Consider the following 13,481-nt stretch of genomic DNA (forward strand, 5'->3'; position numbering starts at 1 on the left):
GAGGAAGTCTCGCCGGCAACCCGCCAATTACAGGCACCGTAAAAAGATTTATCCCCGATTCCGGGCTAGGGATTATAAGGAGTACCCTAAGCAATTACAAACCTGCAACGTCGCACAGGCCGGGTATTTCAGGGGGTTAAGCAAGCCTTATGGATGATTGACAAATTTTTTTCCTGCCCGGATCCGCTGCTATTCGGGATATCCCTCATTTACATCCGCCGTCAAATTCCGGCTTTTCCTGACTCTTCCATTGACAAAAAAAGCCAACGCCCTATATTTTGCCGCCAGTTTTGCGATAATACGCGCCTTCTAGCGCATCTATAAATGTAGATAAAGCTGTCAAAGCTGATAAATAGGAGAGCACCATGACCGACAGGAAAGCCACGCTCTCGGTGGGGGACAAGTCCATTGAGCTACCGGTTTATTCCGGCACCGTCGGCCCTGACGTTATCGACGTACGAGGCCTAGTCCAGGAAGGCGTTTTCACATACGATCCGGGATTCGTATCCACAGCAGCCTGCGAATCGGCCATTACTTACATTGACGGTGAAAACGGTGTTCTCCTGCACCGCGGCTACCCGATTGAACAGCTGGCCGAGCACTCGGACTACCTTGAGGTCTGCTATCTCCTGCTCCATGGCGAGCTGCCCAGCGCCGAAGAGAACAAGCAGTTCCACGACACCATCAAGAACCACACCATGCTGCACGACCAGATGCGGAACTTCTTCCAGGGTTTCCGCCGTGACGCGCACCCGATGGCCATCATGTGTGGTGTTGTGGGTGCATTGTCGGCGTTCTACCACGACCAGATGGATGTGACCGACGAGAAACAGCGCCAGATTACGGCCCATCGCCTGATCGCGAAAATGCCGACCATCGCTGCCTGGTGCTACAAGTACAGCCTCGGCCAGCCATTCATGTATCCGCGCAATGATCTGTCCTACTCCGAGAACTTCCTGCAGATGATGTTTGGCGTGCCCTGCGCGGAGTACAAGCCAAATCCGATCCTGTCCAAGGCCATGGACAAGATCTTCATCCTGCACGCGGATCACGAGCAGAACGCGTCCACGTCCACCGTACGCCTTGCCGGATCTACCGGCGCCAACCCCTACGCCTGCATTGCGTCCGGCATTGCAGCCCTCTGGGGGCCGGCTCACGGCGGCGCTAACGAAGCCGTTCTGGACATGCTGGCGGAAATCGGCGACGAATCCAATATCGAGAAGTTCATTGCCAAAGCCAAGGACAAGGACGACCCGTTCCGGCTGATGGGCTTCGGTCACCGCGTTTACAAGAACTTCGACCCGCGCGCCAAGGTCATGGCCGAAACCGCTCGCGAAGTCCTGACCGAACTGGGCCTGGAGAACGATCCGCAGTTGAAGATCGCCCGGCGCCTCGAGAAAATTGCGCTGGAAGACGAGTATTTCGTCCAGCGCAAACTTTACCCGAACGTGGACTTCTACTCCGGCCTGATTCTCAAGGCTATTGGCATCCCCACATCCATGTTCACCGTTATCTTTGCCATGTCGCGGACCATCGGCTGGTTCTCGCACTGGAACGAGATGGTCAGCGGCGATTACCGCATCGGCCGTCCGCGCCAGCTGTATACCGGCTCAGACAAGCGGGACTACCCGAAAACATAAATCCGGCCCACCGGATTCGCCATGCAAAGGCCGCTGATTCAGCGGCCTTTTTTATTCACCGCCTGCCCCACTCTTCTATGATAAGTTAACCCGACAAAAACACAGGAGGAGAAAGCAATGTCTACAGCAGCATTTATCGGCCTGGGGGTCATGGGGTATCCGATGGCGGGTCACCTGGCCAAAGCCGGGCTCACCGTCAGGGTCTGGAACCGGACATCCGCCAAATCCGGGCAATGGGCCAATGATTACCCCGGAACCAGCTGCGCCACCATTGCTGAGGCGGTTAAAGGCGCGGATATCGTCCTGACCTGCGTTGGCGCCGATACCGACCTGAAGGCCGTGTACGAAGGCGATGAAGGCATTCTTGCCAATGCCCCCGAGGGCGCTGTCCTGGTCGACCACACCACGGCCTCCGCCAGCATTGCCGAACACCTCGCCGAGGCCGCCCGCCGCAACGGGATGGGTTTTGTCGATGCGCCGGTTTCCGGTGGCCAGCAGGGCGCTGAAAACGGCAAACTGACCATCATGTGCGGCGGTTCCGAAGCAGACTACGCCAAAGCCGAACCCGTCATGAAACACTACGCCCGTGCGCTCAACCTGATGGGCCCTGCCGGCAGCGGCCAGAAAACCAAGATGGTGAACCAGATTGCCATTGCCGGCCTGGTACAGGGCCTGTCAGAGGCACTGCATTTTGCCGAACAGGCGGAACTGGATGTCGCCAAAGTGGTGAACGTCATTTCCAAAGGCGCCGCCCAATCCTGGCAAATGGAAAACCGCTCCGGCACCATGATTGCCGGGGAGTTTGAACATGGCTTCGCGGTGGACTGGATGCGGAAGGATCTGGGGATCTGCCTGGAGGAGGCGCGCAAGGTGAACGCGTCGCTGCCGGTGACCGCTCTGGTGGATCAGTTCTACGCCGATGTACAGTCGATGGGCGGAAAACGCTGGGATACGTCGTCGCTCATTCAGAGGTTGAGGAAGTTCCGGTAAAGGCTGAAAACGGGGTCAGATGAAACGGGGTCAGATGAAAGTTTCATCTGACCCCGTTTCATCTGACCCCATGTTCAACCGAACTACTTTTTCTTGTCCTGCGGCTGCCATTTCCCGTTTACATACCACGCAGACCAGCCCGTCGCCTTGCCGTCCTTCTCGGACATGACGTACTGCTCCCTGGTCTTTCGGCTGTAGCGGATCACCGTCGGATTGCCTTCCGGATCATGCTCGGGCGCATCCATCAGGTAGTCGTATTTCGGGTCGATCTCCTTCCGGTGCGGTTTGATCTCCATCACCAGCGGCGGCCGGGTTTCCCGGTTTTTCGGGAATTTGCTGGCCGCGAGGAACAAGCCTGAGGCGCCATCCCGGAGTACATAAGTGTCATCCACCTTCTGGCACTGCAACTCCGGCATCGGCACCGGATCCATCTTGGGCGGTGCCGGCTCCCCGCTTTTCAGTAGCTTACGAGTATTCTTGCACTCAGTGTTGGTGCAGCCAAAATACTTGCCGAACCGGCCTGTTTTAAGCTGCATTTCGGAACCGCACTTGTCGCACTCGAGTGTCGGACCGTCGTAACCCTTAATGCGGAAGGTGCCCTTTTCCACTTCGTAGCCTGAACAATCCGGGTTGTTACCACACACGTGCAATTTTCGGGTTTCGTCAATGAGGTAGCTGTCCATGGCAGTACCGCATTTCGGACAACGCCGTTTCTTCCGAAGCAGGCGGGTTTCACCTTCACCCTCGACATCATCATCCGCACTGACCACTTCATCACCTGAAACCAGGTTAATGGTGGTTTTACAACGCTCTTTCGGAGGCAATGAATACCCAGAACAGCCCAGGAACACGCCCGTGCTGGCGACCCGGATCTGCATGTTGCGACCACAGCTGGGGCATGGAATATCGGTTTCTGTAGGCGTGTTGGCGCGCATGCCGCCATCTTCCGCACTTTCGGCCTTTTCCAGCTGTTGCCGGAAACGGCCATAAAAATCATTCAGTACCTTTTTCCACTGGACCTCACCTTCGGCAATCTCATCCAGCTCGTCCTCCATCTTCGCGGTGAAGTCGAAATCCATCAGGTTCGGGAACGACTCCGACAGTCGCTCGGTAACGATTTCGCCCATCTTTTCGGCATAGAACCGGCGGTTCTGTAACCGCACATAGCCACGATCCTGGATGGTGGAAATGATGGAGGCATAAGTCGAAGGACGGCCAATACCCTGCTTTTCAAGCTCTTTAACCAGACTGGCTTCCGTGTACCTGGGTGCAGGCTTGGTAAAGTGCTGGCTCGGGTCCAGTTTTTTCAGATCCAGAACGTCGTCCACCTGAATATCCGGCAACGAGACGTCCTCGTCTTTTTTGGCAGCCTGGGGGGCCGCCTTGAGAAAACCGTCAAACCTGATGATCCGGCCACGGGTACGCAGCTCGTAATCTCCATTCGCCACCACAATGGATGTACTCAGGAACTCGGCATCCGACATCTGGCAGGCAATAAACTGTCGCCAGATCAGGTCGTAAAGCTTCTCTGCATCCTTCTCAAGGCCGCTGATATCCGCCGGGCGACGACTGACTTCGGTTGGGCGAATCGCCTCGTGGGCCTCCTGGGCACCCTCCTTGCTGCCGTAAACCCGCGGCTTCTCTGGCAGGTACTTGCCCCCGAACTGCTTTTGAATGAAATCCCGGCAACCGTTGACCGCGTCCTGACTCAGGTTGGTGGAGTCGGTACGCATGTAGGTAATGAAGCCAGCTTCGTACAAGCGCTGTGCCAGCATCATCGTTTTCTTGACACTGAACCCCATGCGGTTGCTTGCAGCCTGCTGCAGCGTAGAGGTAATAAAGGGTGCCGACGGCCGGGACCGGGTCGGTTTGTCCTCGCGCCTGGCAACCTTGAAGTCGCCGGCCTTCAGGCGATTAACGTGCTCGGTGCTTTGTTGCTCGTTAACGGGCCGGTAGGGCTTGTCATCATAGCGGGTTACTTCAAACCGAACCGGTTGGTCAGCTCTTTCGGACGCGAGGTCGGCATGGAGCTGCCAGAACTCCTCCGGTACAAATTTCCGGATCTCCCGTTCCCGCTCCGCAATCATCCGCACTGCGACCGACTGAACCCGGCCCGCCGACAAGCCACGGGCAATCTTGGCCCACAACAGCGGAGATACCATATAGCCCACGACACGGTCCAGGAACCGCCTTGCCTGCTGGGCATTCACACGGTTTGTGTCGAGATTGCCGGGGTCCTTGAACGCTTCCTGAATGGCGCGCTTGGTGATCTCGTTGAACACCACGCGCCGGTATTTTTCCGGCTCACCACCAATCGCTTCCTGCAAGTGCCAGGCGATGGCCTCCCCTTCACGGTCCAAATCCGTTGCCAGATAGATATGGTCTGCAGACTTCGCCAGGCGCTTGAGTTCGCTGACCACCTTTTCCTTGCCGGGAAGAATCTCATAACGGGCACTCCAGTCCTGATCCGGATCCACACCCATCCGCGCGACCAGCTGTTCCCGGGCCTTACGCTTCTTGTGCGTGGCCTTCTCGTCCGGGCTCATCTTCCGGGTGGCCGCAGCCTGTCTGGCCCGCTCCTTGGGATCGGACTGCGACCCGCTACCACTGACGGGGAGATCACGAATATGCCCGACGCTCGACTTGACGATGAAGTCGGAGCCCAGGTATTTGTTGATGGTCTTCGCTTTCGCTGGCGACTCGACAATAACGAGACTTTTACCCATATCAGAGATCTGTGTCCTTGGCGATAATCGGTTAAAAAATCAGCAAACCGTAAACTCGCTGTAAAATCAGTCGGCTAGAAAACACTCAATAGCCGCCACATTGGTATAGGTGCATTGTTTTACAGGGTCAAGAAAAGCAAGACAACCCATTCTTCTGTTTATGACCGGCTTTTTTACACGGTCAGAGACAGGAAAGCCCGGCATTTGCCGGGCCTCCTGAGAGCTTGTTTCCAATTCAGCTTACCGAATCAGAGCCGCTCCCACACAGTCGCAATGCCCTGACCAAGGCCGATACACATGGTGGATACACCAAGCTTACCGCCTTTGGCCTGCATGACGTTCAGCAGGGTTGTGGAGATACGTGCACCAGAGCAGCCCAGCGGATGGCCCAGGGCAATCGCACCGCCGTTCAGGTTCACTTTCTCCTCCATGACACCCAGCAGCTTCAGGTCTTTCAGCACCGGCAGGGACTGACCAGCGAAGGCTTCGTTCAGTTCCCAGAAGTCGATATCCTCAACCTTCAGGCCTGCACGCTTGAGCGCCTTCTTGGTAGCCGGAACCGGGCCGTAGCCCATGATTGCGGGATCACAACCGGCAACGGCCATGCCGCGGATTCTGGCAACCGGTTTCAGGCCCAGGGCTTCAGCACGTTCTGCCGACATGAGAACCATGGCGGCAGCGCCGTCGGTCAACTGGGAAGAAGTACCGGCAGTCACCGTGCCGTTCTTCGGGTCGAAAGCCGGCTTCAACTGGCCAAGCGACTCGGCAGTTGTTTCCGGACGAATGGTCTCGTCTTCTTCGATCAGCTTCACAAAACCATTTTCGTCGTGACCCTGAATGGGCACGATTTCGTTCTTGAAGCGGCCTTCTACGGTCGCTTCGTGGGCCAGGCGGTGAGACCGGGCGCCGAACTCATCCTGCTGCTCACGGGTGATGCCGTGCATCTTTGCCAACATCTCCGCGGTCAGGCCCATCATGTTGGACGCCTTGGCGGAGTATTTGGACGCCGCCGGGTTGTGGTCGAAACCTTCGGTCATGGGTACGTGCCCCATGTGCTCGACACCACCAACAACGAACACATCGCCGTTGCCGGTCATGATGGCCTGGGCAGCGGTATGGATCGCGCTCATGGCAGAACCACACAGACGATTCACGGTCTGGGCCGCGGACTCGTGGGGAATGCGGGTCAGCAGGGAAATCTGGCGCGCCACGTTGAAGCCCTGTTCCTTGGTCTGGTTCACACAGCCCCAGATCACATCTTCAACTTCTTTCGGGTCGAGCTTCGGGTTGCGCTCAAACAGCGCTTCAATCAGAGCGGCGGACAGGGTTTCTGCGCGCACGTTCCGGAAACAGCCGTTTTTGGCACGACCCATCGGAGTCCGCACGCAATCGACGACGACAACGTCTCTCGGATTAAGGCTCATAGATCTTTCTCCGTTCGGAATCAGGGTTAGCCAAAGAACTTTTTGCCAGTTTTGGCCATTTCACGCAGTTTCTCAGTCGGATGATACAGAGGACCGAGATCTGCAAACTTGTCTGCCAGTTCGACGAACTTGTCTACACCCATGTCATCGATGTAGCGCAGGGCACCACCACGGAACGGCGGGAAGCCGATACCGAAAATCAGGCCCATATCAGCATCTGCCGGATCTTCGACAATGCCGTCTTCCAGGCAGCGAACGGTTTCCATGCACAGAGGAATCATCATGCGGGCGATGATATCTTCCTCACTGAACTCGTTTTTACCCTGAACAACCGGCTCGAGCAGCTTGTAGGTCTCTTCGTCGACGACCTTCTTCTGCTTGCCCTTGCGGTCCAGTTCGTACTTGTAGAAGCCCTTCTCGTTCTTCTGTCCGTAACGGTTGTTGTCGAACATCACGTCAATGGCGGTTGTGCCTTCGTGCTTCATCCGGTCCGGGAAGCCTTCGGCCATCACTTCGCCGGCGTGCTTGCCGGTATCCATGCCAACAACGTCCAACAGGTACGCAGGACCCATCGGCCAGCCGAACTTTTCCATCACCTTGTCAACATGCTGGAAGTCAGCACCGTCACGCACCAGGCCAATAAAGCCACCGAAGTACGGGAACAGAACGCGGTTAACCAGGAAGCCCGGGCAATCATTAACAACGATCGGAGTCTTGCCCATGGCTTTGGCGTAGGCCACGGTGGTCGCGATGGCGCGATCACTGGTCTTCTCGCCGCGAATAACCTCAACCAGCGGCATCATGTGTACCGGGTTGAAGAAGTGCATGCCACAGAAGTTTTCCGGCCGCTTCAGGTTCTTGGCCAGCAGGTCGATGGAAATGGTAGAGGTGTTCGAGGTCAGGATGGCGTCGTCGCGAACCGCATCTTCGGTCTCACGCAGAACAGCATCTTTTACTTTCGGGTTCTCGACAACAGCCTCAACAACCAGGTCTACGTTCTTGAAATCACCATAGTTCAGGGTTGGCGTGATGCTGTTGAGTACATCGGCCATCTGGTCAGGTTTCATCTTGCCTTTTTCAACCCGCTTGACCAGAAGCTTCTTGGCTTCCTTCAGACCCAGTGCGATACCGTCCTGGTTGATGTCCTTCATGATGATCGGGGTGCCCTTCAGGGCAGACTGGAATGCGACACCACCACCCATGATGCCGGCGCCGAGGACGGCAGCCAGGTTCACGTCATTGGCTTCCTTCTCCCAGGCCTTGGCCTTCTTCTTGAGCTCCTGATCGTTCAGGAACAGGCCAACCAGGCAAGCCGCAACGTTGGTTTTGGCCATCTTGGCGAAGCCTTTGGCTTCCACTTCGATCGCCTTGTCGCGGGTCATGCCGGCGTGTTTCTGCATCACCTTGATGGCTTCAACGGGCGCCGGGTAGTTCTTGCCAGCCTTGCCGGCAACAAACGCCTTGGATATCTCGAATGCCATCATGCTTTCCATGGCATTGAGTTTGATCTTGCCCTTCTTCTCTTCACGACGGGCTTCGTTGTCCAGCTTGCCTTCGTTGCACTGGCTAATGATGGCAACGGCGGCTTCGACCAGCTTGTCGGACTCAACCACGGCGTCAACGGCACCAACCTTCAGTGCCGCATCCGCGCGGTTCTCAGTGCCGCCACTGATCCACTCAACCGCGTTGTCGACACCCACCAGACGGGACAGACGCACAGTACCGCCGAAGCCCGGGAAGATCCCCAGCTTCACTTCCGGAAGACCAACCCTGGCCGTCTTGTCCATAACCCGATAGTCGGTCGCAAGGCACATCTCGAAACCGCCACCCAGGGCCATACCATTTATAGCGGTAACGGTCGGGAACGGCAGGTCTTCAACGGCGCTGAAGACTTCATTGGCCTTGAGGTTGTTGGCTACCAGATCCTCTTCCGAACCGGCAAACAGCTCGGTGAATTCGGTAATGTCGGCACCAACAATGAAGCTGTCCTTGGAGCTGGTAACCACCAGACCCTTCAGGTTCTTTTTCACTTTCAATGCGTCAGTCGCGGCGCGGAGCTCTTCAATAGTGAGACGGTTGAACTTGTTTACGGACTCGCCCTGCAAGTCGAAGTTCAACTGAGCGATCCCGCCTTCGATCTCTTTAACCGTGATGGCTTTACCTTCGTAAATCATCAACTGATCTCCAGTCTGTGTTTGGAACTGCTTCCAGCCAGGTGGCGCTGTCAGTTCGCCAGCGCGGCCGGCTGTTTGTGCAGCGAGATTTCGGTCACTGCCCGGTCATTCGATTCAAAAAATTCATACAGTCGTTTGAATCGTGAGGGCACACGATGAAAAAAAACGGCGCGTTTGTCAATTTGTTTCTTTCGGACGGGCTGCAAAAGTCCCCGAAAAGCTGGAGGCAGCCGAAGAAAAACGCAGCAGAATTGTTATGATTCAGTTAACTGGAAGCCACTTCTAAGAAAAAACCGGAACTTCATCACGCAAATTTCAAAGTTGTTTACATTTACAGACACCGAGGCCGCCAAAACTGCTTGATTGGCCGGCGCAGTTACTTTACCTTCGATCTACGACTTTGGTCCACAATAATAAAACAGCATGTACGGAGACCCATCCGATGAAAGACGCTAACCTGCGGATACGCTCTCTTGTAGCCGCGCTTATTCTCCTTGCACTGACTTCCCTGGGTGCCCGCGCCCAGGATGGCGCCGACGGATTCCTCTCCGACCTCCATAATTTCCGGGTCAGCAATTACATGGCCCTGGACGCCTACTACCGTTTCAGTGGAACCGGCGATACCGATACCCTGAACGAGATTGTGCAGGGCATCAACTCAGCCAACGACTCCATGAATTCTATCGCCGGCAGTAATTCCGGGGTGCTGTCTGCCGAAGATATTGAAGGGCTGAACCAGGAGTTCGACAAGTTCAAGAACCTGATGCGCAGCAACATCAATGATGTGCGTAACCAGGGCTATCCGGACTTGCGGCTGGTTTCCGATATGGCGAACCAGGCCCTCACCATGAACGAGAAGGCGACCGGGTTATATCGGGTAGCCCAGGAAAGCTCCCAGACGGCTACAAGCCCCCGGGTCGAGGCGGCGCGTTCTGCCGCTGTAAAAATGGCCCAGATGATGGCCAAGTATTCGGTACGCACCAACTCCTCGGTTTCCCAGACCTTCCAGGGCTCCTCTACCGAAACACCGCTCGACGAGCAAGCCAGGGAACTGGATGCATTGCTGGAATCTGTTATGCAGGGCCAGGGCTCGCCGGAATTAAACGCGGCACTTAACAGCATCTCATCCAAGTGGCAGTTTATCCGCGGCTCTTATATCAACTATAACGAGAAGAATGTGGGCTTCGTGATCGACCGGTATTCCAAGGGTATCCTGAAGGGGCTGGCCAACATCATAGAGCTCTTACAAGGCAACGTCTGACCCTCTCCTCTTTTTCTGGCGGGCCTAATTGCCTGCCAGAAAAGCGCTTTTCCGCCGTCTTTATTGATACCTGTCAGTTTCCCGCTACACTTTTCCGATTAGATTTAAAGTACTATCCTCAAGACAATATCACCCCGCGCGCGAAGGAGCGATGCCATGTCCGCCTACAAGAAAATGCTTGTTGCCATTGACCTGACGGAAGAAGCCCCACAGGTGCTCAACAAGGCGAAAGCCATGAGCGAGGCCCATGGGGCGGAGCTGATGCTGGTTCATGTGGTTGAGCCCGTTGGCTACGCCTATGGCGGTGATATACCGATGGACCTGACCGAACTTCAGGATCAGCTCGACAAAGCCGCCCGTGAGCAACTGGGCACCTACGGTGACCAATACGGAGTTTCCAGGACAAACCAGGTAGTTACGGTCGGGCGCCCGGAATCAGAAATTCACAGGCTTGCCAAAGAGCAGGACGTGGACCTCGTGATTGTTGGCAGCCATGGGCGAAAGGGCTTCCAGCTTTTGTTGGGCTCAACTGCCAACGGTGTTCTGCACGGTACTGAGTGCGACGTTCTGGCCATCAGGATTCACTAAGGGTTCCGGAACCGAAAGCCCGGGCGTTGTCCCGGGCCTGGTCTGTCGCCCGGGACTGCTACCCCCCTTCCCCGCCCATTTTTGCCTCGAGCTTCCGAAGCTGGCTTTCCAGGGAGAAGCTGACGCTCGACGCCATCGAAAAGAAGTTCAGTAACGCTTTCAGATTACTGTCGCCCTTGCAGACCGAATGAATACGCTGCCAAAGGGCCTGATTGACCAGCTGCAACCTCTGGTTCCTTTCAACAAGCCCCGTCAGATCCCAGTCCGGCGCCTGGTGATTGCGCTTGGCGAAGTACTGCTGCAGCAGATAATGGGACACACTGCGCATAATAAATTCATCGGTATTGGCAAAAGGCAGGTGGTGCACAGCCATCGGCTTGAGCTCTGACAGTACCGGGCACCCGCTGGTTGCCATTTTCAGCCCGAGCAAAGACCTGAGGGCTTCTTCCAGGGCAGTCTGTTTCAGGTAGCTGCGCCGCTCATCAGTAACCTTCACCTCAACCTTCTGGTAGGCATCTTCCGCCTGAAATGCTTCGACAACAGGCAGCATTTCAGTGGCTGCAGGGCAATAAGGCGTATCTGAAGCCTTCAACGGGCAGTTACTGCACTGACAATGCCCGAGTTTGGTCCACGAGGGCAAAGGCCCGGACGCCGGTGACGGTCGATCAGTGACTGTAAACTCGACGGTACGCCCGTCCTGAAACCTGAAATCGTAATTGATATTCATTGGCTTGCCTGTTCTTCCAGCTCCATCCACCGCTCGATAACCTTCTCCAGACGGTTTTCCTTTTCCGTCAATGCTTCCAGAGTGGCCGAGACTTCGTTCGGTGGGCCTGAGTAAAAATCAGCCGAGGAAATCTTTTCCTTCAGGCCGGCGACTTCCTGCTCCAGCGCCCCGATCTGCCCGGGCAGCTGTTCGAGCTCCAGTTTGAGTTTATAGCTCAGCTTGACAGGCTTGCTCTTTTCCGAGGGCGCTGCCTGTCTTGCGCTTCCTGGCACCTTTTGTTCACGTTCTTTGGCGGTTTCCTTACCGGATTTTCTGGCTTTGTCCTGTTTGTCCGGCCTATTACCCGTCGCTTCCGAGGGGAAACGCCCGCCCTGCCGGCGCCAGTCGGTGTAACCACCGACAAACTCCCGCACTTTGCCCGATCCATCCAGGAAAACCGTTTCAGTGATCACATTATCAAGAAACTCCCGGTCGTGACTGATCACGATCACTGTTCCGGCAAATTCCGCCAACTGTTCTTCCAGCAGTTCCAGGGTTTCCACATCCAGATCGTTGGTCGGTTCATCAAGCACCAGAATGTTCGCTGGCTTGCTGAACAGCTTGGCAAGAAGCAGCCTCGCACGTTCACCACCAGAGAACACACTGACCGGTGACCTGGCCCGCTCCGGTGTGAACAGGAACTCCTGCAAATAACCAAGCACGTGCTTGCTCTGACCGTTAATATCAATGAATTCCCGACCCTCGGAAAGGTTATCCAGGGCATTCCGGGTCAGATCCAGCTCCCCGCGAAGCTGATCGAAATAGGCCACTTGCAGATTGGTACCCAGACGCACCGACCCTTCAGTTGGTTCCAGGTCTCCGAGCAAAAGCCGAACCAAAGTCGTTTTGCCGGTTCCGTTTTCCCCCACAAGGCCGATCTTGTCACCCCTGAGGATAGTCAGGTTCATATCGCTGATCACCGGCGTACCATCAGGATAGGCGAAGCCTGCATCCCGGGTTTCAACAACCAGTTTGCCGGAACGGGCTGCATCCTCCACCGCGAAGCTTGCGGTACCGCCACGGACTCTCCGTTGCCGGTGTTCCTCGCGCATGGCCCGGAGGGCGCGCACCCGGCCCATGTTGCGAGTTCTGCGTGCCTTGATACCCTGGCGAATCCAGGCTTCTTCCTGCTTAAGCCGCTTGTCGAACAGCGCGTTCTGACGCTCTTCCTCTTCCAGCGCTTTTTCCTTCAGTTCAAGGTAGCGGTCATAGGTGGCGGCAAAGCTCACGAGCCTGCCCCGATCCAGCTCAACAATCCGGGTGGCCATGCGCCGGATAAACGCCCGGTCGTGGCTGACAAACAGCATGGCGCCACGGAACTGGCCCAGAGCCTCTTCCAGCCAGGCGATGGCAGGCACATCGAGGTGGTTGGTGGGTTCATCCAGCAACAGGATGTCCGGATCCGCAACCAGGGCTTTTGCCAGCAACACACGGCGTTGCCAGCCGCCGGACAGCGTGTTCAGTGTCTGATCGGGATCGACACCGTACTGACCGAGAATGGTGGTTACCTTCTGATCCAGCCGCCAGCCATCCAGGGCTTCCAGACGCTCCTGGACTTTCATCAGGCGGTCCAGGCTGGACTCATCCGCATGCTGGGAAAGCTGATGGAATTCCGCCAGCAAGGTTCCGGTTTCCGGAAACGCACCGGCAACCACTTCATAGGCTGTGCGGGAATCCTCCGATGGCAGGTTCTGCGGCAGCACTGCAAGCACTGCGCCGTCCTCCAGGCGCACCACCCCGCCATCAGGCACCACTTCCCCAGTGACAATCCTGAGCAGGGTCGACTTGCCTTCGCCATTGCGTCCCAACAGGCACACACGCTCTCCGGCGTCGATTACCAGCGATGCCTGGTCCAGCAGCGGGTGCATTCCAAAAGCCAGGGAGACTGAGTCCAGCGTTAACAAAGGCACGT

Annotated in this window: 9 protein-coding genes; 4 read left to right on the forward strand and 5 right to left on the reverse strand. The window is 56.3% G+C overall.

Annotation, left to right across the window (positions count from 1 at the left end; genetic code table 11):
• Window positions 1-365: 365 nt before the first annotated feature.
• Complete coding sequence (gene gltA, locus AC13C0_RS09365) at window positions 366-1,640, forward strand: citrate synthase (protein WP_117616946.1); 1,275 nt, start codon at window positions 366-368, stop codon at window positions 1,638-1,640.
• Window positions 1,641-1,757: 117 nt separating this feature from the next.
• Window positions 1,758-2,630, forward strand: a complete 873-nt coding sequence (locus AC13C0_RS09370; RefSeq protein WP_117616945.1) for an NAD(P)-dependent oxidoreductase — start codon at window positions 1,758-1,760, stop codon at window positions 2,628-2,630.
• 83 nt (window positions 2,631-2,713) lie between these two features.
• On the opposite strand, the gene topA is transcribed toward AC13C0_RS09370, so the two are convergent.
• The 3 genes from topA to fadB all read right to left on the reverse strand — a co-directional run bounded on the left by topA (window position 2,714) and on the right by fadB (window position 8,954).
• On the reverse strand, window positions 2,714-5,356 hold the full coding sequence (gene topA / locus AC13C0_RS09375; protein WP_117616944.1) for a type I DNA topoisomerase: 2,643 nt from the start codon (window positions 5,354-5,356) through the stop codon (window positions 2,714-2,716).
• Window positions 5,357-5,604: 248 nt separating this feature from the next.
• Window positions 5,605-6,780 (reverse strand): acetyl-CoA C-acyltransferase FadA, encoded by a 1,176-nt coding sequence (gene fadA / locus AC13C0_RS09380; RefSeq protein WP_117616943.1) that lies wholly within the window; start codon window positions 6,778-6,780, stop codon window positions 5,605-5,607.
• Window positions 6,781-6,806: 26 nt separating this feature from the next.
• Window positions 6,807-8,954, reverse strand: a complete 2,148-nt coding sequence (fadB, locus tag AC13C0_RS09385; RefSeq protein ID WP_117616942.1) for a fatty acid oxidation complex subunit alpha FadB — start codon at window positions 8,952-8,954, stop codon at window positions 6,807-6,809.
• A gap of 442 nt (window positions 8,955-9,396) precedes the next feature.
• On the opposite strand from fadB, the gene AC13C0_RS09390 reads away from it, so the two are divergent.
• Window positions 9,397-10,215: a hypothetical protein gene (locus AC13C0_RS09390; protein WP_117616941.1), complete on the forward strand. Its 819-nt coding sequence runs from the start codon at window positions 9,397-9,399 to the stop codon at window positions 10,213-10,215.
• Window positions 10,216-10,371: 156 nt separating this feature from the next.
• The gene (locus tag AC13C0_RS09395; protein ID WP_117616940.1) at window positions 10,372-10,803 is read left to right on the forward strand and encodes a universal stress protein; all 432 of its coding nucleotides are present in this window, start codon (window positions 10,372-10,374) and stop codon (window positions 10,801-10,803) included.
• Window positions 10,804-10,861: 58 nt separating this feature from the next.
• Here AC13C0_RS09395 and AC13C0_RS09400 read toward each other — a convergent pair whose 3' ends face one another.
• Together AC13C0_RS09400 and AC13C0_RS09405 are read right to left on the reverse strand one after the other, a co-directional pair.
• Window positions 10,862-11,530, reverse strand: coding sequence for a DUF6901 family protein (locus AC13C0_RS09400; protein WP_117616939.1), 669 nt, complete (start codon window positions 11,528-11,530; stop codon window positions 10,862-10,864).
• A complete protein-coding gene (locus AC13C0_RS09405) occupies window positions 11,527-13,479 on the reverse strand; it encodes an ATP-binding cassette domain-containing protein (RefSeq protein WP_482954306.1) in 1,953 nt (650 codons plus the stop codon). The genes AC13C0_RS09400 and AC13C0_RS09405 overlap by 4 nt, the downstream gene beginning before the upstream one ends.
• Window positions 13,480-13,481 lie beyond the last annotated feature (2 nt).

It is taken from the genome of Marinobacter sp. B-21 (assembly GCF_056857895.1).

Bases quoted from the DNA above. Each gene is read 5' to 3' on its own strand.
- topA (WP_117616944.1), bottom strand. From the start codon at position 5,356: ATGGGTAAAAGTCTCGTTATTGTCGAGTCGCCAGCGAAAGCGAAGACC.
- AC13C0_RS09370 (WP_117616945.1), top strand. From the start codon at position 1,758: ATGTCTACAGCAGCATTTATCGGCCTGGGGGTCATGGGGTATCCGATG.
- gltA (WP_117616946.1), top strand. From the start codon at position 366: ATGACCGACAGGAAAGCCACGCTCTCGGTGGGGGACAAGTCCATTGAG.
- AC13C0_RS09400 (WP_117616939.1), bottom strand. From the start codon at position 11,530: ATGAATATCAATTACGATTTCAGGTTTCAGGACGGGCGTACCGTCGAG.
- fadA (WP_117616943.1), bottom strand. From the start codon at position 6,780: ATGAGCCTTAATCCGAGAGACGTTGTCGTCGTCGATTGCGTGCGGACT.
- fadB (WP_117616942.1), bottom strand. From the start codon at position 8,954: ATGATTTACGAAGGTAAAGCCATCACGGTTAAAGAGATCGAAGGCGGG.
- AC13C0_RS09390 (WP_117616941.1), top strand. From the start codon at position 9,397: ATGAAAGACGCTAACCTGCGGATACGCTCTCTTGTAGCCGCGCTTATT.
- AC13C0_RS09395 (WP_117616940.1), top strand. From the start codon at position 10,372: ATGTCCGCCTACAAGAAAATGCTTGTTGCCATTGACCTGACGGAAGAA.